The following is a 25,917-nucleotide window of genomic DNA, read 5'->3' on the forward strand; positions in this document are numbered from 1 at the left end:
GGGCCGGTCGGGCCCGCCCGGAACGGCGCGGCGGCGGGGTCCTACCCCAGGTGCTGCGGCCCGAAGGCCTGCGGCAGCATCTCGTCGAGCGTACGGAGACCGTCGGGCGTCTCCAGGACGAGGCCGGGTCCGCCGAACTCGTACAGCAGCTGCCTGCACCGCCCGCACGGCACGAGCACCGAGCCCGTGCCGTCCACGCAGGTGAAGTGCGTCAGCCGGCCGCCGCCCGTGACGGCGAGCTGCGAGACCAGCCCGCACTCGGCGCAGAGCCCGATGCCGTACGAGGCGTTCTCGACGTTGCATCCGGTGACCGTGCGGCCGTCGTCGACGAGGGCCGCGACGCCGACCGGGTAGCCCGAGTACGGGGCGTACGCCCGGGACATGGCGTCCCGGGCGGCCTCGCGGAGCTTCTCCCAGTCGACGGGCGCGGGGGCTGTCACTTGCCCTCGCCCTTGCGGTACGGCACGCCGTCCGCCTTCGGCATGCGCAGCCGCTGCGCGGACAGGGCGAGCACCAGCAGCGTCGTGACGTACGGCGCGGCGTCGACGAACTGGCTCGGAACCTGGTCGGTCAGGGCGTACCAGGTGAAGAGCGCGCCGGAGATGACCGCCGAGATGGCCGCGGACAGGTACTTCTTCCGGTACAGCTGCCAGAAGACGACGATCACCAACAGGATTGCCAGAAGCAGCAGCATCGCGTGGACGTTCTCGGCGCCGCCGCGGAGCTTGAGGCTGTCGGTGAAGCCGAAGAGTCCGGCGCCCAGGGCCATGCCACCGGGCATCCAGTTGCCGAAGATCATCGCGGCGAGACCGATATAACCGCGGCCGCCGGTCTGGCCCTCCTGGTAGATGCTGGTGGCGACGATGGCCAGGAACGCGCCGCCGAGTCCCGCCAGACCGCCCGAGATCGTCACGGCGATGTACTTGTACTTGTAGACGTTCACACCGAGGGTCTCGGCCGCCACGGGGCTCTCGCCGCAGGAGCGGAGCCGCAGGCCGAACGTGGTGCGCCACAGCACCCACCAGGTGGCGGGGATGAGCAGCAGGGCGACGACGGTCAGCAGGGACAGGCCGGTGACCAGGCCGCCGATGATGCCCGCGAGGTCGGAGACGAAGAACCAGTGGTGTTGCTGGAGGTCCTGCATCCAGTCCGAGAGCCCCGGGATGGTGATCTTGTCGATCTCCTCCAGCCGCGGTGACTGCTTGGAGGACCCGCCGGGCTCCTCGGCGAAGGTGAAGTTGGAGAGGTAGCGGGTGACGCCGACGGCGAGGATGTTGATGGCCACACCGGAGACAATGTGGTTCACGCCGAAGGTGACGGTGATGACCGCGTGCAGCAGACCGCCGAGCGCGCCGCCGATGACGCCGAACAGGACACCCACCCAGGGGCCCCACTGGAAGCCGGCCCAGGCGCCGAACCAGGTGCCGAGGATCATCATGCCCTCGAGACCGATGTTGACGACACCGGCCCGCTCGGCCCAGAGGCCGCCGAGGCCCGCGAGTCCGATCGGGACCGCGAGTTCGAGGGCGCCACTGACCTGGCCCGCGGAGGTCACGTCGTTCGCGCCGCTGATGAGGCGCACCAGCGAGACAAGGGCGAGCGCACCGGCGATGATCAGGAGGACGACGGGCAGGGACAGCTTGCGCCGTCCGCCGCCCTTCGGGGCGGCGACGCGTGCGGCGGAGACTTTGCTGGTACTCACAGGGCCGCCTCCTTCTCGGTGGTGAGGGCGTGGCCGGCGGCGAGTTCCTCGCCGACCTTCTGCTGCTGGCGGCGGGTCCCGTAACGCCGGACGAGCTCGTAGCTGACGACGACCGAGATCACGATCAGGCCCTGCATGATCGTGGCGATCTCCTTCTCGAAGCCGAACTGGTCGAGGGGGGAAGACGCCTTGTCCAGGAACGCGATCAGCAACGCGCTGAGCGCGATGCCCACCGGGTGGTTGCGGCCGAGCAGCGCGATGGTGATGCCGGTGAAGCCGAGGCCGACGGGGAAGTCGAGGCTGTACGTGTGGGTGTCGCCCAGCAGCGTCGGCATGCCGACGAGGCCGGCGATCCCGCCCGAGATCAGCATCGAGGTCAGGATCATCTTCTTGGCGTCGACGCCGGAGGCCTGGGCGGCGCTCTCGCTGGCGCCCGTGGCGCGCAGGTCGAAGCCGAACCGGGTGCGGTTCAGGACGAACCAGTAGACGAGTCCGCAGCCGGCGGCGACGAAGGTGAATCCGTAGATCTCACCGGCCTCGGCGCTGAGGGAGAGACCGGGGAACCATCCGGCCTCCGGGATCTCGCCCGTCGTCAGGTTGTTGGAGCCCGCGGCCTGGTCACCGAAGTTCGTAGGCAGGATCAGCCAAGCGATCAGCGAAGTCGAGATGGAGTTGAGCATGATCGTGGACACGACCTCGCTCACTCCGCGCGTGGTCTTCAGGATGCCCGCGATGCCCGCCCAGAAGGCACCGACCAGCATCGCCACGACGACGATCAGCGCGATCTGGAGCGGTCCCGGCAGGCTGACGCTGGCACCGACGAGGGCGGCCATCATCGCCGCGAGGCGGTACTGCCCGTCGACACCGATGTTGAAGAGGTTCATCCGGAAGCCGACCGCGACCGCGAGAGCGGCGAGGTAGTACGTACCGGCCTGGTTGATGATCAGGACCTGTACGTCGCTGTACGACACCTGCTCGAAGAGCAGCCGGTACAGCTCGAACGGGTCGCGGTCGGAGATGAGCAGCACGATGGTGCTGAGCGCGAAGGCGACGACCAGGGCGAGTACCGGGCCGGCGAAGCCCAGGATCAGCCGGTCCTTGTCGAATTTCTTCATCAGGCCTCGTCCTCCGGTGCTGCTTCGAGGTGACCGGCGGCGGCGCCGGTCATGGCCGAGCCCAGTTCCTCGGGTGTGATGGTGGCGGGGTCGGCGTCCGCGACCAGCTGTCCTCGGTACATGACGCGCAGGGTGTCGGAGAGCCCGATGAGCTCGTCCAGGTCCGCCGAGATGAGCAGGACGGCGAGGCCCTCGCGGCGGGCCTCGCGGATCTGGTCCCAGATCTGCGCCTGCGCGCCGACGTCCACGCCCCGGGTGGGGTGCGCGGCGATCAGCAGCTTCGGGCTGTGGCTCATCTCGCGGCCGACGATCAGCTTCTGCTGGTTGCCGCCGGAGAGGGAACCAGCGGTGACCTCGATGCCGGGCGTGCGGACGTCGTACTCGCGCACGATCCGCTCGGTGTCGGTGCGTGCGGCCTTCGGGTCCAGGAGCCAGCCCTTGCTGTTGGGCTTCTCCGTGACGTGGCCGAGGATGCGGTTCTCCCAGAGCGGGGCGTCCAGCAGGACCCCGTGGCGGTGGCGGTCCTCGGGGATGTAACCGAGGCCGCCCTCGCGCCGCTTGCGGGTCGGGGTGCGCGAGATGTCGTCGGTGTCCAGCGTGATGACGCCGCCGTCCGGGCTCCGCATGCCGACGAGCGTCTCGATCAGCTCGGTCTGGCCGTTGCCCTCGACGCCCGCGATGCCGAGGACCTCGCCCTTGTGGATCGTGAAGCCGACGTCGGACAGGACGTCGCGGACGACGCCGTCGGGGTCCGTCACGCTGAGGGAGAGCCCCTCGACGCGCAGCATCGGCACGTCCGTCACGGTGGACTCGCGCGTCTCGGGCGAGGGGAGTTCGCTGCCGACCATCAGCTCGGCGAGCTGCTTGGTGGTGGTGTTCGCGGGGTCGGCGGTGCCGACCGTCGTGCCCCGCCGGATCACCGTGATCTCGTCGGCGACGGAGAGCACCTCGCCGAGCTTGTGCGAGATGAAGATGACGGTGAGGCCCTCGGCCTTGAGCTCGCGGAGGTTCGCGAAGAGCGCGTCCACCTCCTGCGGCACGAGCACGGCGGTCGGCTCGTCGAGGATGAGGATGCGGGCGCCCCGGTAGAGGACCTTGAGGATCTCCACGCGCTGGCGGTCGGCGACGCCGAGGTCCTCGATGAGCGCGTCGGGCCGCACCCCCAGGCCGTACGCGTCGGAGATCTCCTTGATTTTCTTGCGCGCGGCCGAGCCGATGCCGTGCAGCTTCTCGCCGCCGAGGACGACGTTCTCCAGGACGGTGAAGTTGTCGGCGAGCATGAAGTGCTGGTGGACCATGCCGATGCCACGCGCGATGGCGTCACCGGGGTTGCCGAACGAGACCTGCTCGCCGTCCACCGCGATGGTGCCCTCGTCCGGCTTCTGCATGCCGTAGAGGATCTTCATCAGGGTGGACTTTCCGGCGCCGTTCTCGCCGACGAGGGCGTGGACCGTTCCCTTGCGTACGGTGATACCGATGTCGTGGTTGGCCACGACTCCGGGGAAGCGCTTGGTGATGCCGTGCAGTTCTACGGCGGGGGGACTGCTGGACGCGTTGATGACGCACTCTCCTTGGCCGGACAGGAGCGGGGGCACGGGGGCAGAGGGGCGGGGTGAAGTTATCGCGCCTGAGGGCCGTCTACACGCGTAGCGCTGCCGAATCGTAAAGCGAGGAACCACGGCACGGCCCCGACACCGGGTCCGAGGCCTGTGCGAACAGGGCACTGCGACGGGCACAACTTCTTCGATGAGCACCCCACGGGCCCGGAGCGGCGGCGCTCCGCACTCCGGGCCCACGGGAAACCAGCCTGACGACCGGAGCCGTTACGGGGCGGTCTTGACGGTGATCTTGCCTTCGATGATCTCCTGCTTCGCCTTGTCCACGGCGGCGATGACCTCGGTCATCTTGGTGAAGGCCGGGTTGGACATCGCCAGGCCGACGCCGTCCTTGTCGAGGCCGTAGCGGACCTCACCGGACTGCGGCTTGCCGTCCTGGACGGACTTGATCAGGTTGAAGACGGAGTCCTCGACGTCCTTGGTGACGGAGGTGAGGATCGACTCCTTGTAGTCGGCCAGACCCGCCTGGTTGTACTGGTCGGAGTCGACGCCGATGTTCCACTTGCCGGCCTTGGAGACGGCCTCGATGGCACCGGAACCGGCCAGACCAGCGGCCGAGTAGATCACGTCGGCGCCCTTGTCGAGCTGGCCCTGCGCGGCGGCCTTGCCCAGGTCGGGCTTGGAGAAGCCGTCGAAGTTCGGCGGCTGCGTCAGGTACTGCGGCACGACCTTGACCGCGGAGTCGGTGTCCTTGACGCCCTGCTCGAAGCCGGCCTGGAACTTCTTGATCAGCGGGGTCTCGACACCGCCGATGAAGCCGACCGTCTTGGTCTTGGTGACCTTGGCGGCGGCGACACCCGCGAGGTAGGAGCCCTGCTCCTCGTTGAAGACGATGTTGGCGATGTTGTCGCCGGTCACAGAGGCGTCGTCGATGATGCCGAAGGTGATCTTCGGGAACTTCGGGGCGACCTTCTTGATGGCGGGCGCGTAGGCGAAGCCGACACCGATCACCGGGTTGTTGCCGGCGCGGGCCAGCGAGGTGAGGCGCTGGACCTTGTCCGCGTCCGACTCGCCCTCGGAGGGCTCGGCCTCGGTGCCCTTGACGCCGAGTTCCTTCTCGGCCTTGGCCAGGCCCGCGTAGGCGGCGTCGTTGAACGACTGGTCGCCGCGGCCACCGATGTCGTAGGCGATGGCCGTCTTGTCGGCCTTGGAGTCGGACGACGTGCTGCTGTCCGACGACGAGTCGCCACAGGCACTGACGCTCAGAGCGAGTGCCGCGGACATGACGCCCACGGTGGCAATCCTGGTGATCCGGCGCAAGGGAAGGCTCCTTCAAACCTGACCGAAGCGCCTCTTCCGGCGCTGGTTTCGCGGCGATCGTAACGCGCGTAGATGTCAGATAAGGACCTGTACGGAAGCCGTTATCGGATCGTCGCGAACAGAAGGTGTCCTGGTGGCCTACGCATCGTTGCCGGATCGGGCCGCGCGGCCCTCCACCGGCCGGGCCGCCGGGAGCGGGTCACGGGGCCCCGGAGCCGTGGGAGGCCCGGAGCCCGGGCCGCTTCCGGGCCCGGCGGCACTCCGGGCGGCTGCGGGCGGGCGCCCGGAGTGCCGCCGCACGGGAGGGGCACTGGTCAGCTGTCCAGCAGAGCAGCGGCGGTGAACAGCTCGACCCCGACGGTGATGGCTTCCTCGTCCACGTCGAAGTTTCCCCGGTGCAGGTCCAGGTCGCGGATGTCGCCGAGACCGCGTACGCCGAGCCTGGCCATGGCGCCGGGAATCTTCTCCAGGTACCAGGAGAAGTCCTCTCCGCCGAGACTCTGTTCGGTGTCCTCGATCGCATACGATCCGCGGCGGATCGTCATCGCGGCGTCGAGCAGGCCGATCGTCTCGGCCTCGTTCACCACGGGCGGGACGCCCCGTACGTAGTCGATCACGGTCTTCGCCCGGTACATTCCGGCCACCTCGTCGATCGCCGCGTGCACCAGGTCGGGCGCCTGCCGCCAGCTCTCCAGGTCGAGGCAGCGCACCGTGCCAGACAGCTCGGCGTGCTGCGGGATGACATTGGGCGCGTGGCCGGTCTCCAGCCGCCCCCAGGTGACCGCGAGGCCGGCCCGCGCGTCCACACGCCGGGCGAGCAGGGCGGGCACGTCGGTGGCCACCCGGGCCGCGGCCGTGACCAGGTCGGTGGTGAGGTGGGGGCGGGCGGTGTGCCCGCCCGGACCGTCGAGGGACACCTCCACCCGGTCGCAGGCGGAGGTGATCGGCCCGATCCGGAGCCCGATCTTCCCCACGTCCACCTTGGGGTCGCAGTGCACCCCGATGATCCGCCCGACGCCCTCCAGCACCCCGGCAGCCACCGCGTCGGACGCACCGCCGGGCAGCACCTCCTCGGCGGGCTGGAACAGCAGCCGCACGGGGCGCGGCAGCAGGCCCTGCCGGTCGAGCTCGCTGAGCACGAGTCCCGCGCCCAGGACGCACACGGTGTGGACGTCGTGCCCGCAGGCGTGCGCGCGGTCGGGCACCGTGGACCGGTAGGGGACGCCGGTCTTGGTGTCCGGGATCGGCAGGGCGTCGATGTCCCCGCGCAGCGCCAGCATGGGCGTCACGCCGTCCCACTCCCCCACGTCACAGACGAGTCCCGTGCCGCCGGGCAGCACCTCGGGCTCCAGCCCCGCCTTCTCCAGCCGGGCCTTGATGGCCGCGGTGGTGCGAAACTCCTGGTTGCCGAGCTCCGGGTGCATGTGCAGATCACGGCGGAAGGCGATGAGCTCGGCACGCAGTCCGTCGGTGAGTGTGCCGGGCAGGACGGCCTCGGCGTGGGGCGCACGGGACTTCAACTGGTTCACCTAGTCAAGGGTAGGCCCCCACCACCCACAACTGGCCACAGATCAACAAAAGTTCAGCCGCACAGACGAACAAAAGATGGCGTTGCGGCGTGTGGCGGGCGTTCTGGGTGGGTAAACTCCCCCGCTTTCCGGCGGGCCGCGAGCCCGGTCAGTCGTTCCGCGCGTCCCAGGGAGGGCCGATCCAGCTGTCGAAGGACGGGACCAGGGCCGTGAGGGCGGCTCCGAGCCGCCAGTCCAGCTCCGGCGCGTACAGCCGCACCGTGTTGCCGGACGACGTGAACTCCAGCGGCACCTTCCCCCCGGAGCGCCACTTGATGCGGCGGGGGCCGCGCGGGAAGTCCCCGCCGCCTCCGCCTCCGCCGAACACGAGGGCCACGAGCATGATCGGCAGGAAGAGCGTGAAGGGCCACCACACGCACCACCAGAAGAGCCGGCCCTTGTATCCCACCGCGTCGGTGCCACCGGCGGGTGTCACGGTCCAGCGTGTGCGCAGACCCCGGCTGAACGCCTTGTCGCGCGTGATCACCCCGAGTTGTTCCCCCTGCGCGCCGAGCACCTGGAACTGCGCCCGCCCGCCGCTCGCGGAGACGGTCACCAGCGTGGCGACCCGCGCCTGGCGGTGCTCGTCCGCCCACAGGACGAAGGAGCGGGCGCCGCTCTTGCGTGCCGCGAGATAAACGGGTACGCCGCCGGGCGGAAGCTCGCGTTCCACGTGGGCGACCGGCCGGGAACCGCCCTGCCCGTCGGAGAAGTCGATGCGGCAGTCCATGTCGCCGCCGGGGGCGGTCCTCAGCTTCCCCAGCGACCGCAGGCTCAACGTACTGGGCACCCGGCGGGCTCCTTCACGTGTCCGGGACGATCGGTCACCGGCCAATCTACGGGAGCCGGTTGACAACCGCCGGGGTGCGTCCGATACATCCCGGGCTGTCTCCGGGACCCCGCCCGGGAGCCTCCGGGCAAGGCGGCGGATTCCGGGGCATGGAGCCTCCCCCTGGGCTCCGGGGCATGGACCGGAGCAGGGCGGGGGCGCCGTGACGAGCCGTTCAGGGCCTCCACTTAGGCTGCTGCCGTTGGCCAATGCATCAAGTGGGGGGTACACGGCTGATGAGTCACGCCACAGAGGTCTTCCAGCCACTCCAGTCCGACGATCCACCCTCGGTGGAGGGCTATCGGTTCGCCGCGCGGCTGGGTGCCGGCGGTATGGGCCGGGTGTATCTGTCGCACACGCAGGGCGGCCGGCCCGTGGCGATCAAGGTGGTGCGGCCGGAGCTGGCCGACGATCCGGACTTCCGAAGGCGGTTCGCCCGGGAGATCAGGGCGGCGCGGCAGGTCAAGGGGGCGTACACCGCCGAGCTGATCGACGCCGACGCCGACGGGACACCTCCGTGGCTGGCCACGCTGTACGTGCCGGGGCCCTCGCTGACGCAGGCGGTGACCCGGCGCGGGCCGCTGCCGGTGCCGGCGCTGCTGTGGCTGATGGCCGGGGTGGCCGAGGCCCTGCAGGTCATCCACGCCGAGGGCATCGTGCACCGGGACCTGAAGCCTTCGAACGTGCTGCTGGCCCACGACGGCCCCCGGGTGATCGACTTCGGTATCGCGCTGGCCGCGGGCGGGACGTCGTACACCGCACCGGGGAGCACCATCGGCACGCCGTCCTTCATGGCTCCGGAGCAGGTGTCCGGGGGTGAGATCACCCCGGCGGCCGATGTCTTCGCGCTCGGCCAGACGGCGGCGTTCGCGGCGCTGGGCCGGACGCTCTACGGCGACGGCCCGGCCGTCAACGTCCAGTACCGGATCCTGCACTCCGAACCCGATCTGTCGCTGCTGCCCGATGCGCTGCGACCGCTGTTCGCCCGGTGCCTGGCCGCCGAACCGGCGGAGCGTGCCACGCCCGCCGAGATCGTGGAGTGGTGCCGGCAGCGCCTGGGGGCGGAGGCCGGCACGAGCGGGGGACCCCCCGTGTGGCGGGAGGTCGCCGGACCGGAGACGGTGGCTCCGGCACCCGTACCCGATCCGACCCCTGCCCTTCCGCAGCAGCCCACGCTCACGCCTACGGCCGCGACCGCGCCGGCGCCCCTGCTCGCCCCTCCTTACCCGCAGCCGCAGTTCGGATGGCCGAAGAAGCAGCTGACGGCACAGGAGCGCAGGATTCGCAGGCGGCGCACCGCACTGGTCACGGCCGCCGGTGTGACGGGAGGCCTTCTGCTGGTGGCGGCACTGGCGTGGACCCTCACGGATGCGATCGGCCGGTTCGGCGACGATGACGCGTCCGGCTCCAGGACATCCGCGACCGGACCGGCCGGGCGGTCGTCCGGGTCCCCGACGGGGTCTTCTCCGGGCACCTCGTCGGACGCGTCGGAGAAGCCGGACTCCCCTGGTCCTTCGGCCGTCGGGACCGGTGAAGACACCTCCGGGAGCGAGGCGTCCGCGACGGACCCGGACGGCAATCCATGGCCCAAGGTGTTCGCCCCGGTGACGGTGGACGCGAAGCACCGGCTGAGCCTGGAGAACCCGCCCTCTCTGAAGGGCAACAAGGGTGACATCCATCTGAGCTGCAAGGAGCCCGGCTGTGAACTGAAGGGCGAGCACACCGTCTTCATGCAGATAATGGGCGGCCATGGCACAGGCCTGGACATGTGCCGTCTCATGCTCAACAGCGCCGACGCCCACAGCTGGTCGCTGTCGGCGGCCGCGGTCGGCACCGAGTTCTGCATGAAGGACGACAAGGGCAACATCGGGCTGTTCGTGATCCAGACGAAGTCGACCTCGCTGCCGGAGCAGGCCTTCCTCCAGGGCGACCTGACCGTCTGGCCGAACGCGGACCAGTAGGGAGGCCCGGCCGCGGCGGGCGCCCCCTCAGCCCTCCGTGGCCGCCGCCGTGACCCGCCACGGCGCCAGCCGCTGCACGTCCCGGGCCGTCTCCGTGACCCCGCTCAGGAAACCCTGCGCGCGGGGGGACGCCGTGTCCCGCAGCCACTCGGGCGCTATGTCGCACACCGCGACCTTCACTCCCGTGCCCGCCAGGGCCAGGGGGAGGGTGTGGACCACGGTGGACGGGAAGCTCAGGACCGTGTGGCCGACGGGGCCTCTGCGGGCGATGAGTTCCAGGGGGAGGTCCGGGCGGACGATCTCCAGGCCGGTGGCGGATTCCAGGGCGTGGAGCTTCTCCGCCGACTCGCGGCGGTGCGCGAAGTAGCGGGTCGCGCCATGGGTGCGGGCCAGGGCCGTGACGGCTTCCTCGTACGGGGCCGGGTCGACCACGCCCGTCTCCACCAGGGAGGTGCCGACCAGGTCGGCCCCCTTGGTGATGAGGGGCGGGCCGAAGCGTTCCCGGGTCCAGGCGAAGGTGTTCGCGGTGACCTCGATGCCGGGGGGAGCCTCCACCGGCATGGCGGTGAACACCTCGACCGTGCGGGTCGCCGAGGGGGTGAAGCTGCGGCGGGCCGCGGAGGTGACCGGGGCGAGCAGCAGCTCGCGCGGCCCCCCGCTCCCCCGGCGGTGCCAGCGCACGAGACGTTCGCCCCGGGCCAGCTGGGCGACGAACTCCATGGTGGCCGTGCCGTCGTCGACCACCGTGATCCGGCGGGTGCGGACCAGGCTCAGGAGCAGTTGCACGTAACGGGAGAAGGGGTCCCCGATGACGATGCGGTCGGCCTTGCGGATCAGGCCGGTCAGGGCCCGCAGGGCCTTCAGGGGCGCGCCGGTCTCCCCGCGCGCCTCCTGCCAGCGGACATGTATGCCCTCGTCGCGGGCCAGCTCCGCCATCCTGCGCAGCTGGCCGCGCGACATCGGGTCGACCGGGGGGAGGACGACGACCGTGGTGTCGGGTCCTCCCCTGGTGTGGGTCCACTCCAGGACGTTCAGGAGCTGGACCGGGCTCTCGACGAAGGCGAGGTTCACCGGTCGGCCCGTCAGACCGCGACCGGCTCGGCGGCCGGCGCGTTCTCGCCCTCGGCGACGACGCCCGCGACCCGGCGGAGCTTCTTCATCGGGCCGAGCTCGGACTCGTAGACCTTCTTGACGCCGTCGCCGAGGGACGCCTCGATGGTGCGGATGTCGCGGACGAGGCGCGTGAGGCCCTGCGGCTCGACGGAGGCGGCCTGGTCGGAGCCCCACATGGCGCGGTCCAGGGTGATGTGGCGCTCGACGAACGTGGCGCCGAGCGCGACGGCGGCGAGGGTCGTCTGCAGACCGGTCTCGTGGCCGCTGTAGCCGATCGGGACGTTCGGGTACTCCTGCTGGAGGGTGTTGATGACCCGCAGGTTGAGCTCCTCGGCCTTCGCCGGGTACGTCGACGTGGCGTGGCAGAGCAGGATGTTGTCGCTGCCGAGGACCTCGACCGCGTGCCGGATCTGCTTCGGCGTCGACATGCCGGTGGAGAGGATGACGGTGCGGCCGGTGGCGCGGAGGGCGCGCAGGAGCTCGTCGTCGGTGAGGGAGGCGGAGGCGACCTTGTGCGCGGGGACGTCGAACTTCTCCAGGAAGGCGACGGCCTCGGTGTCCCACGGGGAGGCGAACCAGTCGATGCCGCGCTTGGCGCAGTGCTCGGCGATGGCGGTGTACTCCGCCTCGCCGAACTCGACGCGGTGGCGGTAGTCGATGTACGTCATCCGGCCCCAGGGGGTGTCGCGCTCGATGTCCCACTGGTCGCGCGGGGTGCAGATCTCCGGGGTGCGCTTCTGGAACTTGACGGCGTCACAGCCGGCTTCGGCGGCCACGTCGATCAGCGCGAGGGCGTTCTCGAGGTCACCGTTGTGGTTGATGCCGATCTCGCCGGTGACGTAGACGGGGTGACCGGGTCCGGCGGTGCGGGTGCCGAAGGTGCGCAGACGGGAGGTGCTGCTCATGGTGGTGCTTCCTTACATGGTGGGGGTGTTGGGGACAGTGGTGAGGGTGGGACCCAGGAGCCAGGCCGCGATCTCGCGGATGGCGCCGGAGCCGCCGGGGTTGGTGGTCACGGCGCGCGCGGCGGCGCGCACCGAGTCGTGGGCGCTCGCCACGGCGACGGGCCAGCCCGCCAGGCCGAAGCAGGCCAGGTCGTTGACGTCGTTGCCGACGTAGAGCACGCGGTCGGGAGCGATGGACTGCTCCTCGCACCACTGCTTGAGCGCCAGGTCCTTGCGGTCGATGCCGTGGAGGACCGGGACCTGGAGTTTGCGGGCGCGGGCGGCGACGACCGGGTTCTGTTCCGTGGAGAGGATCAGCAGGGGAAGTCCGGCCCGGCGCAGTGCGGCGATGCCGAGACCGTCGCCCCGGTGCACCGCGACGGTCTCGCGTCCGTCGGAGTCGACGAGGACGCGGTCGTCGGTCTGCGTGCCGTCGAAGTCGAGGACGACGGCGTCGATGTCCGCCCGGGTGGGCAGCGGGGAGGGGTCCAGGAGCGGTGCGAGGACGCGGGCGCGGGCCAGGTCGTGCGGGTCGTCGATCTCCAGCACCCGCGCGGGGTCGGTCCGCACCAGCGCGGTGTGGCCGAAGAAGCGGTGGCGGTGGGTACGGAAGCCCTCGGCGTCCATGGCGTAGGCGGCGCCGGTCTCCAGGAGGTCCTGGGGCCGGTCCTGGCGGCGGGGGCGTACGGACTTGTCGTGGTTGACGCCGTAGGTGTCGTCCTCGACCGCGCTGCCGTCGCGCCACACGAAGCCGTGGAAGGGGGCCACGGTGACGGCCGTGTCGGCGCCCTCGCGGGCGACCGCGGCCGCGACGCCGTCGATGTCCTCACGGGTGATGAAGGGGCTCGTGCACTGGACCAGGAGGACCACGTCGGCCGTGCGGCCGTGCCCCATCGCCTCGTACGCGTCCAGGGCGTGCAGGACGGCGTCCTCGCTGGTCGCGGTGTCGCCCGCGATGGCGGCGGGGCGCTGCACGCAGTGCAGCCGGCCGGCCTCCCCCAGCGCCTCGCCGGCCGCGCGGGCGGCGTCGGCGATGGCCGCGTCATCGGTGGTGACGACGACATCGGTGACCTCGGGCGAGGCGAGGCAGGCACGGACCGCGCGGGCGACGAGCGGGACTCCGCCGACCTGGGCGAGGTTCTTGGCGGGCACGCCCTTGGATCCGCCGCGGGCGGGGATCACGGCGAGCACGGTGGGGGGCGGGGTCATGGATGCTCCTGAATCGGTGGTCACAGCTCGCCCATCCGCCGGATCACGGGGGCGACCCGCTGCACGCCGTGGCGGTAGGCGCCGCGCGCCGCGTTGCGTACGGTTTCGCGCACCGCGCCCCGGACCCGGCCGGTCTCCTTGGGGGCGACGGCGCCCGGGAGGGGCACGCCGTCAGGGCCCAGGTGGTGGCGGGCGAGGATGCCGGGGAGGTATCCGGGCGCGGTGGCGGGCGTGTAGTAGGGGGCGAGGCGGGGAAGCGGCCCTGCGGCGAGCAGTGCTCCGACCCGGGCGCGGGCGGTGTCGTAGGCCGTCGCATAGCTGCCGTCGGCGGCGACGCCCTGGCCGGCGAGCCACTCCTCGTCGGGCTCGGGGCGCAGGCCGCCGTCGAGGTGGTCCCAGGAGGTGATCAGCCCGGAGCCGATGAAGTGGTGGTTGCCGAGGGTCTCGCGGACGCCGAGGTCGGAGAGGACCGCCGTCGGGATGCGGCGGTGCAGGGACTCCAGGGCGGCGGTCGAGGACACGGTGACCAGCAGGTCGGTGCGGTCCAGGACCTCGCCCATGTGGCCGTACACCAGGCGGAAGTTGGGCGGCAGACCGCCGGGGAGCCGCTCGGCGAGGCGCTGGTAGGGAAGCTCCTCGATGTGCGTGGTGTGCTCACCCGGCTTGGAACGCAGCTTCAGCAGCACCTCGCGGCCGGGGTGCAGCCGGGCGTGCTCGACGAGGCGGCGCAGCAGGTACATCCGGTCGGCGCGGGACGCGGGGACCGAGGGCTGGGCGGCGAACACCACGGTGTCGCGGCCATCCACCGCCCGGTGGGGCTCCCCGCCGAGGAAGGGCAGGGCGGCCTCGGTGACGGACGAGGCGTCGGCGCCGACCCCTTCGTACACCGCGCGGAAACGGTCCGCGTCGTGACGGGAGTTGGCGAGGACGACGTCCGCGCCGTGGCGCAGCAGGAGTCCGTCGGCGAGCTTCTCGTAGACCACCCCGACATAGCCGGTGACGACCACGGGCCTGCGGGGCAGCTCCAGTGCGGCCAGTCCGTGCAGCATGGCCTGGACGGCGCCGCCGACGAGGGCGAGCACCACGACGTCGTACGCCTCGTCCCGCACCGTGTGCAGGAACTCGACGACCGTCACCTCGCGCACCCGGTCCGTGTCGACCCCGACCTCGCCCACCTCGGCGAGCTGCCTGGGCGTCGGGGTGGCCCGGCCGCGCAGCAGCAGCCCGGTGATCTCCACGGGGCGTTCCACGCCGGATTCCTGGGCTCCGGCGAGGCGGCGCGCGGTGAGCGCGCCCCATTTCCACCGGGTGTCGGAGTCGGCGAGCACGGCTATGCGCAGGGCCGCGCTTCCGGCTGCTGGGGTGACGGCCGGATCGGCCGCGTCTTCGGTACGAGGGGGCACGTCGTAAAAGCTAGGAAGCCATTCCGATCCGCGGCCCAACGCGGTGGCAACAGATGGTTAACAGCCGGTCGACGCTTGGGGATTTGATTCCGCAGCCCGGTGAATCGGCCCCGAATGCGGGCCGGTTCACTTTTCCGCCGCGCGTCGTTCACTTTCCGTATGCGCGGGCGACAAAGCAAATGCCGGGGCCGCCCCTAACGTGACGCGGGTGGTCAAGCTCTCCGTCATCGTGCCGTTCTTCAACGTTCAGGCCTACGCGTCCGACACCCTCAGAAGTCTGCGGGCCAATGCCCGGGAGGACTTCGAATTCATCCTCGTCGACGACTGTTCGACCGACGGCACGGGGGATCTGCTGCGCCGGGCCGGCGAGGACATCGAGGGTGTGGTGGTCCTCTCGCACGAACGCAACGCCGGTCTGGCCACGGCCCGCAACACCGGTCTGGACGCGGCCCGCGGCGAGTACATCGCCTTCCTGGACGGCGACGACTGGGTCGCCCCCGGCCACTACGCCCGCCTGCTCGCCCGGACCGAGGCCCTGGGCTGCTCGTTCGTGCGCACGGACCATGTCCAGGTCACCGGCACATCCCGTACGCTGCGCCGCGTCCCGCACGGTCCGCGCGGGGTGGTGAGCGACCCCAGGGAGGCGATCCTGCCCGCCGACCGGACCACCTCGGTGGACTACGCGTACGCCTGGGCCGGGCTCTACCACCGTGACCTGCTGGACCAGGGGCTGCTGCGTTTCACGGACGGGCTGCGCACCGCCGAGGACCGGCCGTGGATCTGGCGGCTGCACCGGCGGGCCCCGTCCTTCGCGGTCCTGGGAACCCTGAGCCATTTCTACCGGCGGGGCGTCGCGTCCTCCCTCACCCGGATCGGCGACGAACGCCGGCTGGATTTCATTCGCGCTTACGGCCAGGTGCTGTCCGACACCGCTTCGGACCCCGCGGCCGGTGAACTCCTGCCGAAAGCGGTGCGCACCTACTGCGCCGTCATCGCCCATCACGTCGGAGCCGTCGGTGAATTCGAACCACCGGTGGCCCGCACCCTGAAATCACTCTGCGCGGCGGCGCTGAAAAGCATGCCCCAGCCGATTCTGGACGATGTCCTGGACTCCATGGACATGGAACGGGCGACCGTGCTCCGAAGGCTGCGCCGCCGTCCCGCAGGCATCAAGGAGACGAGCGCCGCGTGACCGTCCAGATCTTCGCCGCCTCAGGGCCGCACACCACGGCCACGCTCGCCGCGGCCATCGACTCGGGCTTCTTCGACCCGGACGGAGCGGAGCGCTTCCCGCGCCGCGTCCTGCTGCTCTGCGACACCTCGGCCGTCCCGGAAGCGGCACCCCCCGCCGACGCGCTGCCCGGGTACGCCCGGCTGCGCGCCCGGTTCGACGAGGTGCTCTCGTGGAACGACGCCGTCCTCCCCCTGCATCCCGGCGCGTGGGCGCCCCGCCCCGACGACGTACCCCTGTGGGAACGCCATCTGCGCCGCCTCTGGGACCTCGGGGACGAGCCGGTCGAGCTGGTGCTGGAGTCCCCGCACGCCTCCCCCGCCCTGGCGCTCGCCCAGATTTTCACCGACGGTCCGGTCACCGTGTACGCGGACGGGTCGGCCGGATACGGCCCCACCGGCGGGAAGGTCGCGCCGCTGATCGGCACCCGGGTCCGGCAGCTGCTCCACCCGGATCTCCTGCCGGGCCTGAAGCCGCTGCTGCTGGCCGAGTTCGGCGTGCCCGTACGCACGGTGCCGGCCGGGGCCCTGCGGAAGGTCTACGGCGAGATGGCCGACGCCTCACCGGTGCCGGACGCCCTCGGGGGCGCCGCCGTCCTGCTGCTCCCCGCGCCGGGGGCGCTGTCCGCCGCCGAGGAGTCGGAGCTCGCGCTGCGGATGGTCCGCGGCACGGTGGCACTGGGTCACACGCGGCTCGTCGTCCGGCCGCACCCCGGCGCGCCCGCCCCCGGGCTCGACGCGCTGCGGGCGGAGGCCTCCCGGCTCGGTGCCGAACTGGCCGCACCGGCCCCGGACCTGCCCGGCGTCCCGCTCCCCGCCGAGGTCCTGTTCGAGCGGCTGCGCCCCGCGCTGGTCGTCGGCTGCTCCTCGTCCGCGCTGCTCACGGCGTCGGTGACGTACGGCCTGCCCGTGGCGGTCACCGGCACGGACACGCTCCTGGAGCGCCTCGCGCCGTACGAGAACCCGGCCAGGATTCCGGCGACCATCACCGACGCGCTGCTGCCCGGTCTGGACGACCCCGAGGCCGTGAAGGGGCAGTCGCCGCCGACGGAGGCCGTGGTGGCCGAGGCGCTCGGCGGTCTGCTGGACGCCGTCGCCTTCGCCATGCGGCCGCGGGTGCGCCCCGACCTCCGTCCGGCCGCCGAGCTCTATCTCTCCACCCGGCTGAACGCCCGGACCTGGCGCTACTTCAAGCGCCGCCGCCTGGCCTCGCTCGCCCTTCCCGGCGTCGTCCCCAACCGTCTGGCCTTCGTCCGCCGCAACGCGACGCTGCGCCGGATGGCCCGTCGCGCCCGCGCGCTGGCCCGCCGCTGACGGGGTGCCGCTCAGCCCAGCAGGCGGGTCAGGCCGAGGCGGGTCCACAGGAGCGCGGCGCCGAAGGAGAGTGCCGTGGTGGCGGCGGTGACGGCGAGAGCCAGCACCGCCGCCACCGGCAGGGAGAGGTCGCTGCCGACGAGCAGGTCGGTGAGGACGCCCAGGACCAGGACGTGGATCATGTACGCCCCGAACGAGGCGCCCGCCAGCCGGGTCAGGGCGGGGCGCAGCCGCTCGGGGACCCGCACGCGGTGCAGGGAGAGCAGCACACCGGCGCTGAACAGGGCGACCAGGACGCTCGCGTACGGGATCGCGTAGTGCACCCCGTGCTGGTACGCGACGATCGCGGCCAGCGCCCCGCCCGCGGGGAGCAGCCACCACAGGCCGCGCCTGCCGAACGTACCGGCGGGCAGCGAGAGGACCAGGGCGCCCAGCACGGCGTAGATCAGCTGGTACGGGCCGAAGCCCCAGCCGAAGCGCGGCACTTCCAGGCCCGTGATCCGGGACAGGTCGCCCGCCAGCGTCGGGGCGGCGCCCAGCACGAGGAGGGCGGCCCCCAGGCCCCAGGGGCGCTTGCCGGACTTCACCAGGGCGGCGAAGGCCAGGAGCATGATCACGGGGATGTAGGCGTACAGGTACCAGAGGTGGTACGCCGGGCGGACCGAGGCGAGGAGCGAGTCGAGCGCCAGCTCGCCGGCCGGGGCGTCGTTGGTGCCGCGCAGCCTGCCCCAGGCCAGGTAGAGCGCGGTCCAGACGGCGAGCGGCACCGCGATCCGGACGATCCGCTGCCACAGCTGCCGCCCGTCGCGGACCGGGGCGCCGACCAGGACGACCCAGCCGGCGATCGCGAAGAACAGCGGCACGGCGAAGCGGCCCGCCGAGTCCGCGACCAGCCCGGCCCAGTAGGTGCCGGGCCCGTTCGAGGCCTCGCGGCCCGCCGTGTTCACGAACGCCGAGCCGGTGTGGCAGAGGATCACGCCGACGGAGCAGAGCAGCCGCACCAGGTCGATGTCGTACCGGTGTTCACGGCGTGGCGGGGCCCCGGCGGCGGGCTGCGGGGACTCGGCGGGGGCGGGCACGCCGGGCGGGGAGGAGCCGGCGGGCGAGGAGACGGAGGAAGACATGGTCATCGAAGGCTATGAACGCGCGTGGCCGGGGTGAACTCCGGTCAGGTGAACAGTCACTTCGTCCGGGTGTCGGGCAGGTGAAGGCCCCGTGCGTCCTCGGCGGCACGGGGCCCGGGGACGTGCGGGGCGGGGGCACCGGAGAAGGGGTCGGGAAGCCCGAACAGCTTCTGGAGTTCCCCGAGGTTGGCGCGGGTGACCGACCAGAGGCGTTCCTGCCTGCCGTGCACGTCGGCCACGGCGGCCGTGTGGTGGTCCAGCACATCGGTCGCCCGCTCGGCGAGGCGGGCTCCGAGCGCCCTGTCGTGGACGGACACACCCCACTCGGGGCGGTCGATGTCGGAGAGGAAATAGGCGAGTTTGGGGTGCGAGACCAGGCTGATGACCGGCGTACCGCAGCCGAAGGGGATCATTCCCGCGTGCCCCCGCATGCCGATGACCAGGCGCGTGTGCCGGTAGAGCTCGCGGATCCGGTCGTTGGTGAACAGGTAGAGCGGCTCCACCGGCAGGGCGATGCCGTGTTCCCTGCGCAGGTCGTGGACGAACTTCTCGTCGGCCGGCATATGGGCGGCGTAGCGGACCTCGGCGCGCTTCCCGATGGCGCGTACGGCGGCGGCCGTCTCGGCGAGGAAGTGGCCGTAGTCGTGGCCGAAGCGCAGACCGGCGCGGTCGTAGGCGCAGTTGACCAGCACGGTGTCGTCCCGGTGGTCCGCGTCGGCCGTGCCGGGTTCGAGGTGGCGGGCGACGGTGGTGGGGCAGGGCTGGTAGCGCACCCGGTCGCGGAGTTCCTCCGGCAGGAGTTCACGGACCCGGTCCACGGAGCCCTGGTTGCGCAGCCCGAAGAACGCCGACCGCTCCACGAGGGCGCGCAGGCTCTCCGCGAAGCGCTCGCGGCGGTAGCGCTGGCCGTCGAAGACGTTGTAGCCGACCGCGAAGACGGCGAGCGGCGCGGTGATCCGGGCCAGGACCGCGTCGGGGATGTTCCACTGCCAGCCGCTGTTGCCGTTGGGCGCGGTGTCGGGGAGGAAGAGCCCGCCACCGCCGACGACGATGCCGCGCCTGGCGTTGAGCTCCTCCAGGCCGGACTCGTCGACCAGGCGGTGCACGGACCGCTCGTGCCAGCGGGCGGGGCCGGTGTCCGGTCCGAAGCACATGCGTACGGCTTCGGGCAGCACCTTGTCGCCCGCGTTCTCCTGGCCGTCGGCGAACAGGGCCACATGGGCCAGCTGTTGCTCCGCGCGGCCCTCGGCCGTGGCCTCGGTGGGGCGGGTACGGACGTACCAGGCATGGCAGTTGCCGTCGGCCGGGTCCGCGTCGAGCCCCTCGCGGGCGTAGGCGTGTGCGTCCGCGTCCCGGCCCAGCAGCCAGGCGAGCCGGGCGAGCTGTCCGTACGCGCGGGCGGCGAAGTCCGGTGACACGGTGGCCAGGAGCAGGTGCGCCTCGGCCTCCTCGTAGCGGGACAGGGCCATCAGGCTTATGCCCAGCGTCTCGTGGCAGCGCGGGAGGTCCGGCCGGTCCGCCACGGCGGGGGTGAGCAGCGCGACGGCCTCGTCGTAGCGGCCCTGCTGCCGGTGCACCTCGGCGACCTGTCGCACCAGGTCGACCGGCGCACGCCCCCCTTCGGGGAACGGCAGGGCGCAGTGCAGAAGCAGTTCGGGGTGCTTGGAGCCGGGGAGGGCGCAGTAGGCGGCGCGGAACGCCTCGTCGTCCAGTTCGTACCGCTCACGCGCCGCGCGCGCCGGTGCGGAGAAGGCGGACGCGTCGCTCTCCCCTCCGGACCGGCCCGCCCCGAACCTCAGGACAACGGTGCTGTCGGGTACGGGGGTGTCGTCGTGCGGCGGTCCCGCCGGGACGTCGTAGCGGGAGGCGAGCGGCACGAGGAGCCCCTCGTCCGCCAGCGCCCGGTCGGCCGCCTCCTCTCCCCGCTCCAGGGCGTCGAGCACGGTGTCCGTGACGTCCTGGAGCTGGATCACCGCCAGCCCGCCGCCGCGCAGGGGCCCTTCGCCGCCGGGCCCGGGGACCGCCGCGACCCCGGTGCGCAGGACCAGCAGCGGCGCGAGGGAGCCCAGGACGATCGTGCCGGCCCCGAGGGCGACGACGGTGTCGTAGCCGGTCACCCGGAACACGTCGAGTCGGCTGTCAGCGGCGCGCGGGACGAGCCGGGGGTGCAGCCGGCGTGCCGCGTCGAACGCGGAGTCGGGCAGCCCGGGGTGCAGGACGAGGAAGTCCTCGCAGACGGCCGGGCCAGTCAGGGCGAGGCTGCGCAGCAGCACCAGCAGGCCGGGCATCCGGTCCTCGTCGGTGTACGCGGCGAAGGCGATCCTCCGCTTGCCGGTGACGGCGCGCCTGTCGTCGGCCTCGGGCCCGGCGGCCGGTCGGCCGGCGGCGGGGCCGGTGCGTCTGTCCGCAGGGGGGGTGTTCATCGGAGCGCGGTCCTCATCTCGGTCTCGTCCTCGTGTGTCGCGTGGGCCGTGACCCACGCGCGCTCGCCCGGCAGCAGCTGCCCCGGCAGCCCGAAGCCGATGAGGTCCAGCCGGCCCGCGTCCAGGAAGTCCAGGAGCCGGAGCACCGTGAAGGCGGTGCTGGTCCGCGGGGGCCAGCCGTCCTCGCCGAGCAGTGCCGGGTCGTCCAGGGGGTGCCGCAGCGAGGCGTCCCCGATGCGGTCCTGGGCGCCCGCGGCGAGACGGGCACGCAGGGCCCTGCGCCAGTGCGCGAGGGGGTCGCCGAAGACCAGCCGGGTCCCGGCCCTGCGGTCCCAGGCCGGACCGGTCCACGGGGTGTCGCCGCGCAGGGTGAGCGCGTGCAGATCGGTGCGCGGGGCGCCCTCGGGGAGGGTGTCGCAGCGCACCACCAGGTCGTATCCCTCGATCAGCCTGCCGAGCGCGCTGCCCGGCGCCCGCTCCTCCTCGGCGATCCGGGGCGCCCCCGCGACCAGGCACACCGAGCGTCCCGCGACGAGGCGGCGCAGCGCGGGCACCCCGACGGGCTCGGCGCCGCCGAGCAGGGGGTCGGCCATCCTGTCCCGGTCCAGCAGCCGCCGGTAGGAGGCGTACAGCGCGGTGAGACGGCGTACGCCCGGGTCCGCCATGCCGCCGCCGTCGGCGGTGCGCCGCCGTACGAGCTCGGCGAAGGCGGTACGCGCCTCGCCCGCGGAGGTCTCGCGCAGACGGCCGCCGCTCTCGCCGGGGAGCAGCCCTGCGGCCTCGTCCAGGCAGGCGCGCAGCTCGTTCAGGGTGGCGATCCGCCGCACGATGTCCTGTGCGGACGACGGGTTCTGCTGAAGCGTCAGATGGCGCTCGTACGCCACGACGGCCTCGTCGCTCCGGCCGAGCGCGTCCAGGGCGCTCCCCCGCAGCCGCCAGGCACCCTTGGACCTGGGCCGCAGCGCGGTCGCCTCGACGGCGATGTCCAGGGCGAGGCGGGCCTCGGTGTCACCACCCGTCTCCAGGGCGAGCCGCCCGGTCCGCAGCAGCGCGTCGAACATGGCGTCCGCGTCGCTGCCGCAGGCCGTCGTGAGGCCGCCGACGGCGGCGACCAGCCGGGTCTGCCGGGCGTCGTTCATGGGGCCGCCCGCGGCGAGGCCCGCGAGGTAGTCGCCGCACAGCCGCAGGGCGGCGGGCGCCGTCGCGGTGGCGTCCTGTCCGGTTCTGGCCCGTACTGCCTTGAGCAGCCCCGTGAAGGTCTGGCCCATGCTCGTTCCGCCGTTCTGTCATCAGTGGCCGGCCGGGGCACGCTCCCCGGTTCCGGGGTCAGAGGCCCAGGCTGGTGCGGGTACGGCGTACGGTGCGGCGCAGCCGGATCGCCGCTCCTCGCGGGCCGCCGCCGGGAAGCGTGAGCTTCTGGAGGCGGCGCCGCTTGAAGTAGTGCTGCGTGGTGGCGTCGAGGTGGTCCCGCAGCCAGGACTCGGCCTCGGCGCGCAGCGTGGGGTGGAGGCCGGACTGCATGCAGTAGCCGACGGTCCTGATCAGCGGCGCCAGGGTGTCCGGTGCGGTGGACGGCAGTCCGGGCACGGGCTCACCGCCCTGCGCGTCCAGGTCGGGCACGAGGTGGTCGACGATCGTCAGCGGGACGCGGTTGCTGTTCTCGTACGGGGTGATGCGGTCCAGCACGAGGCGGGTCCCGACGCGGGCGACGGGGATGCCGTAGTAGGCGGCGGCGGTGAACATCGCGGTCGAGAAGCAGCCGACGACCAGGGTGGGCGCGCACCGTTCGTAGAGGGTCTCGGCGAGCAGCGGGCCGGCCGGCGTGGTCAGCCGCACCCCCAGCTCGGCGGCGGTGTCGTCCAGCGCCCGTGAGTAGCGGGCCGGCGCGGTGGGGTGCGGCTTGAACAGGACGGAGGTGTGGCCCGCCCGCGCCGCGCCGCGCAGCATGCGGATGTGCAGGTCCTCCTCCTCCTCGGCGGTGAGGATGTTCAGGGCCGCGAGGTACTGCCCGAGGAGCATGGCCGTGGGCGCCGCGTCCTCGGCCGCCGCGAGCTGCCGGTCGCCGTCCGCCGATCCCGCGATCTCGCCGAGCACCTTGCGGAAGGCGTCGTTCGGGACGAGTTCGGGTTCGACCCCGGACTCGGCCAGCAGGAGGGGCCGCAGTCCCGGTACGAGGTCCAGGTGCAGCACCCGCTGGATGCGGCAGGCGATGGACCGCGGCACCTTGTTGCGCGTCGGGCCGTAGCTCATCAGGCCGTCGGCGTAGACGTGCACGGCGCTCTCGGCGAAGATCGCGGCGAGGGCGCGGGCGGGGTTGACCTGGATGGATTCGACGGCGAGCTCGACCGGCCCGGTGGGGTCGATGCCCCAGGCGAGCCGGAAGGCGCGCTGCCACAGCTCGGTCTCCTCGGGGCGCGGGCCCCAGCCGCTCGGATGGTGCGGGCTGATGGCCTCGTTCCAGTCGACGACGGAGTCGAAGCGGGCCGCGATGCCGCCGTAACCCCGCATCTCCTCCAGCCGCAGGGCGGTCTCGGGGATCGCGGCGTTGTTGGAGACGAGCAGGACGCGGTGGCTGTCCTGCCCGGGTCCGAACTGTCCGGCGTCGAGCGCCGCGGCGAGCGTGGCCGCCCCGTAGAGGGTCGAGACCTGGAAGATCTGGGTGCGTCGCGTGGGCATGGGTCAGGCGGCCTTCTGCTTGTCACGCAGGCGGTTGAGCAGGGTGCTGCGCTTGGCGTCCATCATCGTCAGGGTGTGGTCGAGCACCTGCTGCGGCATGCGGTGCAGCGCGGCGGCCGACTCGTGGCGCAGGCGCCGGAAGGTCCCGGGCTCGTACGCGTCCGCCTTCTCGTTGTGGAAGGCGATCATCGCGCAGTAGGTGCGGACCGCCTTGGGGAGGAGGATCTCCGCGTCGCGGTCCTCGCGGATCTCGTCCAGCAGCGTGTCGTAGGCGGGGAAGAAGTCCAGCTGGCGGGAGTCCTTGATCTGGGTCAGGGAGGTGGTGACCCCGCGCCGGTAGAAGATGCCGTACAGGTTCAGCGCCGCGTAACTGCGGGCCCGCAGGTGCAGCTGCCAGATCCACAGCCGGTCCTCCGCGGTGCGCAGCCGGGTGGTGAAGCGGTGGCCGCCGTCGTCGAAGAGCCGCCGGTGGTAGACGCCCGCCCAGACGAAGGGGTAGTCGACCATCGTCTCCCACTCGGGCGAGGCGATGCCCTGGCGCGGGTCCAGCACGGTGTCACGGAGCGGGGCGGGGGCGCGCTTCACGACCCGGCTCGTCCCGGTGGCCTGGACGTGGTCGGTGCGGGCGAAGTCGCAGTCCAGCTCGGCGGCGGCGTGCAGCAGCCGGCCGAGGTGGCCGGGGGCGTACCAGTCGTCGCCGTCGAGGAAGGTGACGAAGTCGCCGCGGGCCGCGTCGATGCCGCTGTTGCGGGCCGCCGCGATGCCCTGGTTCTTCTCGTGCCGGATGACCTCGGCGTTCGGGAGTCTGTCGGCCCAGCGGTCGATGACGGCCGGTGTGTCGTCCGTGGAGCAGTCGTCCACCAGCAGGAACTCGATGTCCGGGCCGGTGTTGCGGGCGAGACTGCCCAGCGTCGTGTCGGCGAACGCGCCGACATTGTGGAACGGGACGACAACGGACAGTTTCGGCACGCGGACCCTCGCCTTCGATCGTGGTCCGCACACGCTAGTGACGCGGGTGGAGGGGAGGGTGTCGCCCGGCCCGACGAACGGTGAACTCTGAGCGTCCCCGGGGTGACCCGGCACCGAGCGAGCCGGGTCCGGCGGACTTCCGGCCGGCTCCGGGCTCGCCGGGTACGCCGCACCAACGGGCCTTGACCTCAACTTTGCTTGAGGTCCTACGGTCCGGGACATGGACTACTCACATGACGACGCGGGTCTCGCACGCCAGCCCATCGGTTACTGGAGCTGGGCCGCCCACGAAGCGACCGTGACCCACATCCGGGCCGCACTGGCCGAACACGGACTGACCCAGCCCCCCTGGTGGGTCCTGAACCAGCTGACCGAAGCGGACGAGCACGGCCGCCCGCGTGCCGATGTGGTGGCGATGCTCCGCGGCTATCTGGACGTAGGCGACGCACTGGAGCCCGAGATCGACTCCCTCGTCGCCCGGGGCCTGGTCACCGAGGACGCGGCCACCCGGCTGCGGCTCACGCCCGAGGGGCACGCGCTGCGCGCCAGGGCCTTCGAGCGGGTCAGCAGGGCGAGCGCCGAGATCCACGCCGGAATCCCGGACGAGGATTTCGTCGCCGCCCTCAAGGTCCTCCAGCGCATGATCCACAACGTGGGCGGCAAGGCCTGGCACCACTGAGCCCGGAGCCCGGACCCGGCCGGGACGCTCAGACGCTGCTGAAGGACAGCTTCGCCGCGAACCCGAGGAACAGCACGCCCGCCGCCGAAGTGGCCCCCGCCGAAAGCCGCTTGCGGCGGCGGAACGCGGCGGCCAGGCGGGTGCCGCCGAAGATCAGCGTCGAGAGGTAGAGGAAGCTGCCGATCTGGAGCAGCGTGCCGAGCACCAGGAAGGAGAGCGCCGGATAGGCGTAACCGGGATCGACGAACTGAACGAAGAAGGAGATCAGGAACAGGATGGCCTTCGGGTTGAAGAGGCTCACCACGAGTGCCCGCCTGTAGGGGTGTTCCACCCCCTGCACGGGCTTCCCGCCCTCCTCCGCCAGCTCCGCCGCGCGCTGGTGCCGCTCGCGCCACATCGACACCGCGGCCCGCAGCATCCCGATCGCCATCCACGTCAGATAGCCCGCGCCGGCGTACTTGACGACGGCGAACAGCAGCGGCGTCGTCTGGAGCAGCGAGGCGGCGCCCAGCGCGGACAGCGTCATCAGGACCGTGTCACCGGTCCACACTCCGGCGGCGGCCACATAGCCGGTGCGCACCCCGCGCCTGGCGGCGACGGAGAGCACGTACAGCGAATTCGGCCCCGGCAGCAGAATGATCAGCACCAGGCCGGCGAGATAGGTCGGAAGATCGGTGACACCCAGCATGGACGGAGTGTCGCACGCGGGTGCGGCACTCCGTCCGGCTGGTCCGCATTGCGGCCGGCCTTCCAGGGCCCTCCGCCCGGCTGGTCCGGAGCGC

21 protein-coding genes are annotated in these 25,917 nt (G+C 72.1%); 4 read left to right on the forward strand and 17 right to left on the reverse strand.

The window, feature by feature from the left end; all coding sequences use genetic code 11:
• Positions 1-41 precede the first annotated feature (41 nt).
• The 7 genes from ACWCQM_RS15835 to ACWCQM_RS15865 form a co-directional block, all read right to left on the reverse strand.
• Positions 42-440 carry a cytidine deaminase gene (locus ACWCQM_RS15835; RefSeq protein WP_450915875.1) on the reverse strand — a complete coding sequence of 133 codons (399 nt, stop codon included), beginning with the start codon at positions 438-440 and terminating at the stop codon, positions 42-44.
• On the reverse strand, positions 437-1,702 hold the full coding sequence (locus tag ACWCQM_RS15840) for an ABC transporter permease (protein WP_450915876.1): 1,266 nt from the start codon (positions 1,700-1,702) through the stop codon (positions 437-439). Before ACWCQM_RS15840 ends, ACWCQM_RS15835 begins: the two co-directional genes overlap by 4 nt.
• Positions 1,699-2,817 (reverse strand): ABC transporter permease, encoded by a 1,119-nt coding sequence (locus ACWCQM_RS15845; protein ID WP_450915877.1) that lies wholly within the window; start codon positions 2,815-2,817, stop codon positions 1,699-1,701. The genes ACWCQM_RS15840 and ACWCQM_RS15845 overlap by 4 nt, the downstream gene beginning before the upstream one ends.
• The gene (locus tag ACWCQM_RS15850) at positions 2,817-4,400 is read right to left on the reverse strand and encodes an ABC transporter ATP-binding protein (RefSeq protein ID WP_450916083.1); all 1,584 of its coding nucleotides are present in this window, start codon (positions 4,398-4,400) and stop codon (positions 2,817-2,819) included. Before ACWCQM_RS15850 ends, ACWCQM_RS15845 begins: the two co-directional genes overlap by 1 nt.
• Positions 4,401-4,640: 240 nt before the next feature.
• Complete coding sequence (locus ACWCQM_RS15855) at positions 4,641-5,693, reverse strand: BMP family lipoprotein (RefSeq protein ID WP_450915878.1); 1,053 nt, start codon at positions 5,691-5,693, stop codon at positions 4,641-4,643.
• A gap of 314 nt (positions 5,694-6,007) precedes the next feature.
• Complete coding sequence (locus ACWCQM_RS15860) at positions 6,008-7,222, reverse strand: amidohydrolase (protein WP_450915879.1); 1,215 nt, start codon at positions 7,220-7,222, stop codon at positions 6,008-6,010.
• Positions 7,223-7,370: 148 nt separating this feature from the next.
• Complete coding sequence (locus tag ACWCQM_RS15865; RefSeq protein WP_450915880.1) at positions 7,371-8,051, reverse strand: hypothetical protein; 681 nt, start codon at positions 8,049-8,051, stop codon at positions 7,371-7,373.
• A 275-nt stretch (positions 8,052-8,326) separates the two neighbouring features.
• Between ACWCQM_RS15865 and ACWCQM_RS15870 the strand changes: the two genes are divergently transcribed.
• Complete coding sequence (locus ACWCQM_RS15870; RefSeq protein ID WP_450915881.1) at positions 8,327-10,051, forward strand: serine/threonine-protein kinase; 1,725 nt, start codon at positions 8,327-8,329, stop codon at positions 10,049-10,051.
• Between the two features lie 27 nt (positions 10,052-10,078).
• Here the strand turns inward: ACWCQM_RS15870 and ACWCQM_RS15875 are convergent, their stop codons facing one another.
• Genes ACWCQM_RS15875 through ACWCQM_RS15890 form a run of 4 tightly spaced genes read right to left on the reverse strand, consistent with a single transcriptional unit; the run spans position 10,079 to position 14,720 of the window.
• A complete protein-coding gene (locus tag ACWCQM_RS15875) occupies positions 10,079-11,122 on the reverse strand; it encodes a hypothetical protein (RefSeq protein ID WP_450915882.1) in 1,044 nt (347 codons plus the stop codon).
• 11 nt (positions 11,123-11,133) lie between these two features.
• Complete coding sequence (locus tag ACWCQM_RS15880; protein WP_267074006.1) at positions 11,134-12,069, reverse strand: N-acetylneuraminate synthase family protein; 936 nt, start codon at positions 12,067-12,069, stop codon at positions 11,134-11,136.
• A gap of 12 nt (positions 12,070-12,081) precedes the next feature.
• Positions 12,082-13,317, reverse strand: a complete 1,236-nt coding sequence (locus tag ACWCQM_RS15885; RefSeq protein ID WP_450915883.1) for a cytidylyltransferase domain-containing protein — start codon at positions 13,315-13,317, stop codon at positions 12,082-12,084.
• Between the two features lie 20 nt (positions 13,318-13,337).
• On the reverse strand, positions 13,338-14,720 hold the full coding sequence (locus ACWCQM_RS15890) for a DUF6716 putative glycosyltransferase (protein WP_450915884.1): 1,383 nt from the start codon (positions 14,718-14,720) through the stop codon (positions 13,338-13,340).
• 208 nt (positions 14,721-14,928) lie between these two features.
• Between ACWCQM_RS15890 and ACWCQM_RS15895 the strand changes: the two genes are divergently transcribed.
• Together ACWCQM_RS15895 and ACWCQM_RS15900 are read left to right on the forward strand one after the other, a co-directional pair.
• The gene (locus tag ACWCQM_RS15895; RefSeq protein ID WP_450915885.1) at positions 14,929-15,912 is read left to right on the forward strand and encodes a glycosyltransferase family 2 protein; all 984 of its coding nucleotides are present in this window, start codon (positions 14,929-14,931) and stop codon (positions 15,910-15,912) included.
• On the forward strand, positions 15,909-17,264 hold the full coding sequence (locus ACWCQM_RS15900; protein WP_450915886.1) for a polysialyltransferase family glycosyltransferase: 1,356 nt from the start codon (positions 15,909-15,911) through the stop codon (positions 17,262-17,264). Before ACWCQM_RS15895 ends, ACWCQM_RS15900 begins: the two co-directional genes overlap by 4 nt.
• Positions 17,265-17,275: 11 nt before the next feature.
• Here the strand turns inward: ACWCQM_RS15900 and ACWCQM_RS15905 are convergent, their stop codons facing one another.
• From ACWCQM_RS15905 to ACWCQM_RS15925, 5 genes are read right to left on the reverse strand one after another with little or no spacing between them, the layout of a single operon-like run.
• Positions 17,276-18,394 carry an acyltransferase gene (locus ACWCQM_RS15905; RefSeq protein ID WP_450915887.1) on the reverse strand — a complete coding sequence of 373 codons (1,119 nt, stop codon included), beginning with the start codon at positions 18,392-18,394 and terminating at the stop codon, positions 17,276-17,278.
• Between the two features lie 50 nt (positions 18,395-18,444).
• Entirely contained in the window at positions 18,445-20,811 is a 2,367-nt protein-coding gene (locus ACWCQM_RS15910) for a polysaccharide pyruvyl transferase family protein (protein ID WP_450915888.1), read from the reverse strand.
• Entirely contained in the window at positions 20,808-22,079 is a 1,272-nt protein-coding gene (locus ACWCQM_RS15915) for a tetratricopeptide repeat protein (protein ID WP_450915889.1), read from the reverse strand. The genes ACWCQM_RS15910 and ACWCQM_RS15915 overlap by 4 nt, the downstream gene beginning before the upstream one ends.
• A gap of 58 nt (positions 22,080-22,137) precedes the next feature.
• On the reverse strand, positions 22,138-23,487 hold the full coding sequence (locus tag ACWCQM_RS15920; protein ID WP_450915890.1) for a polysialyltransferase family glycosyltransferase: 1,350 nt from the start codon (positions 23,485-23,487) through the stop codon (positions 22,138-22,140).
• 3 nt (positions 23,488-23,490) lie between these two features.
• Complete coding sequence (locus ACWCQM_RS15925; RefSeq protein WP_450915891.1) at positions 23,491-24,456, reverse strand: glycosyltransferase family 2 protein; 966 nt, start codon at positions 24,454-24,456, stop codon at positions 23,491-23,493.
• A gap of 220 nt (positions 24,457-24,676) precedes the next feature.
• Between ACWCQM_RS15925 and ACWCQM_RS15930 the strand changes: the two genes are divergently transcribed.
• The gene (locus tag ACWCQM_RS15930) at positions 24,677-25,135 is read left to right on the forward strand and encodes a MarR family winged helix-turn-helix transcriptional regulator (RefSeq protein ID WP_450915892.1); all 459 of its coding nucleotides are present in this window, start codon (positions 24,677-24,679) and stop codon (positions 25,133-25,135) included.
• Positions 25,136-25,163: 28 nt separating this feature from the next.
• Here the strand turns inward: ACWCQM_RS15930 and leuE are convergent, their stop codons facing one another.
• Positions 25,164-25,823, reverse strand: a complete 660-nt coding sequence (gene leuE / locus ACWCQM_RS15935; protein ID WP_450915893.1) for a leucine efflux protein LeuE — start codon at positions 25,821-25,823, stop codon at positions 25,164-25,166.
• Between the last annotated feature and the right edge of the window lie 94 nt (positions 25,824-25,917).

Source organism: Streptomyces sp. NPDC002125 (assembly GCF_053593715.1).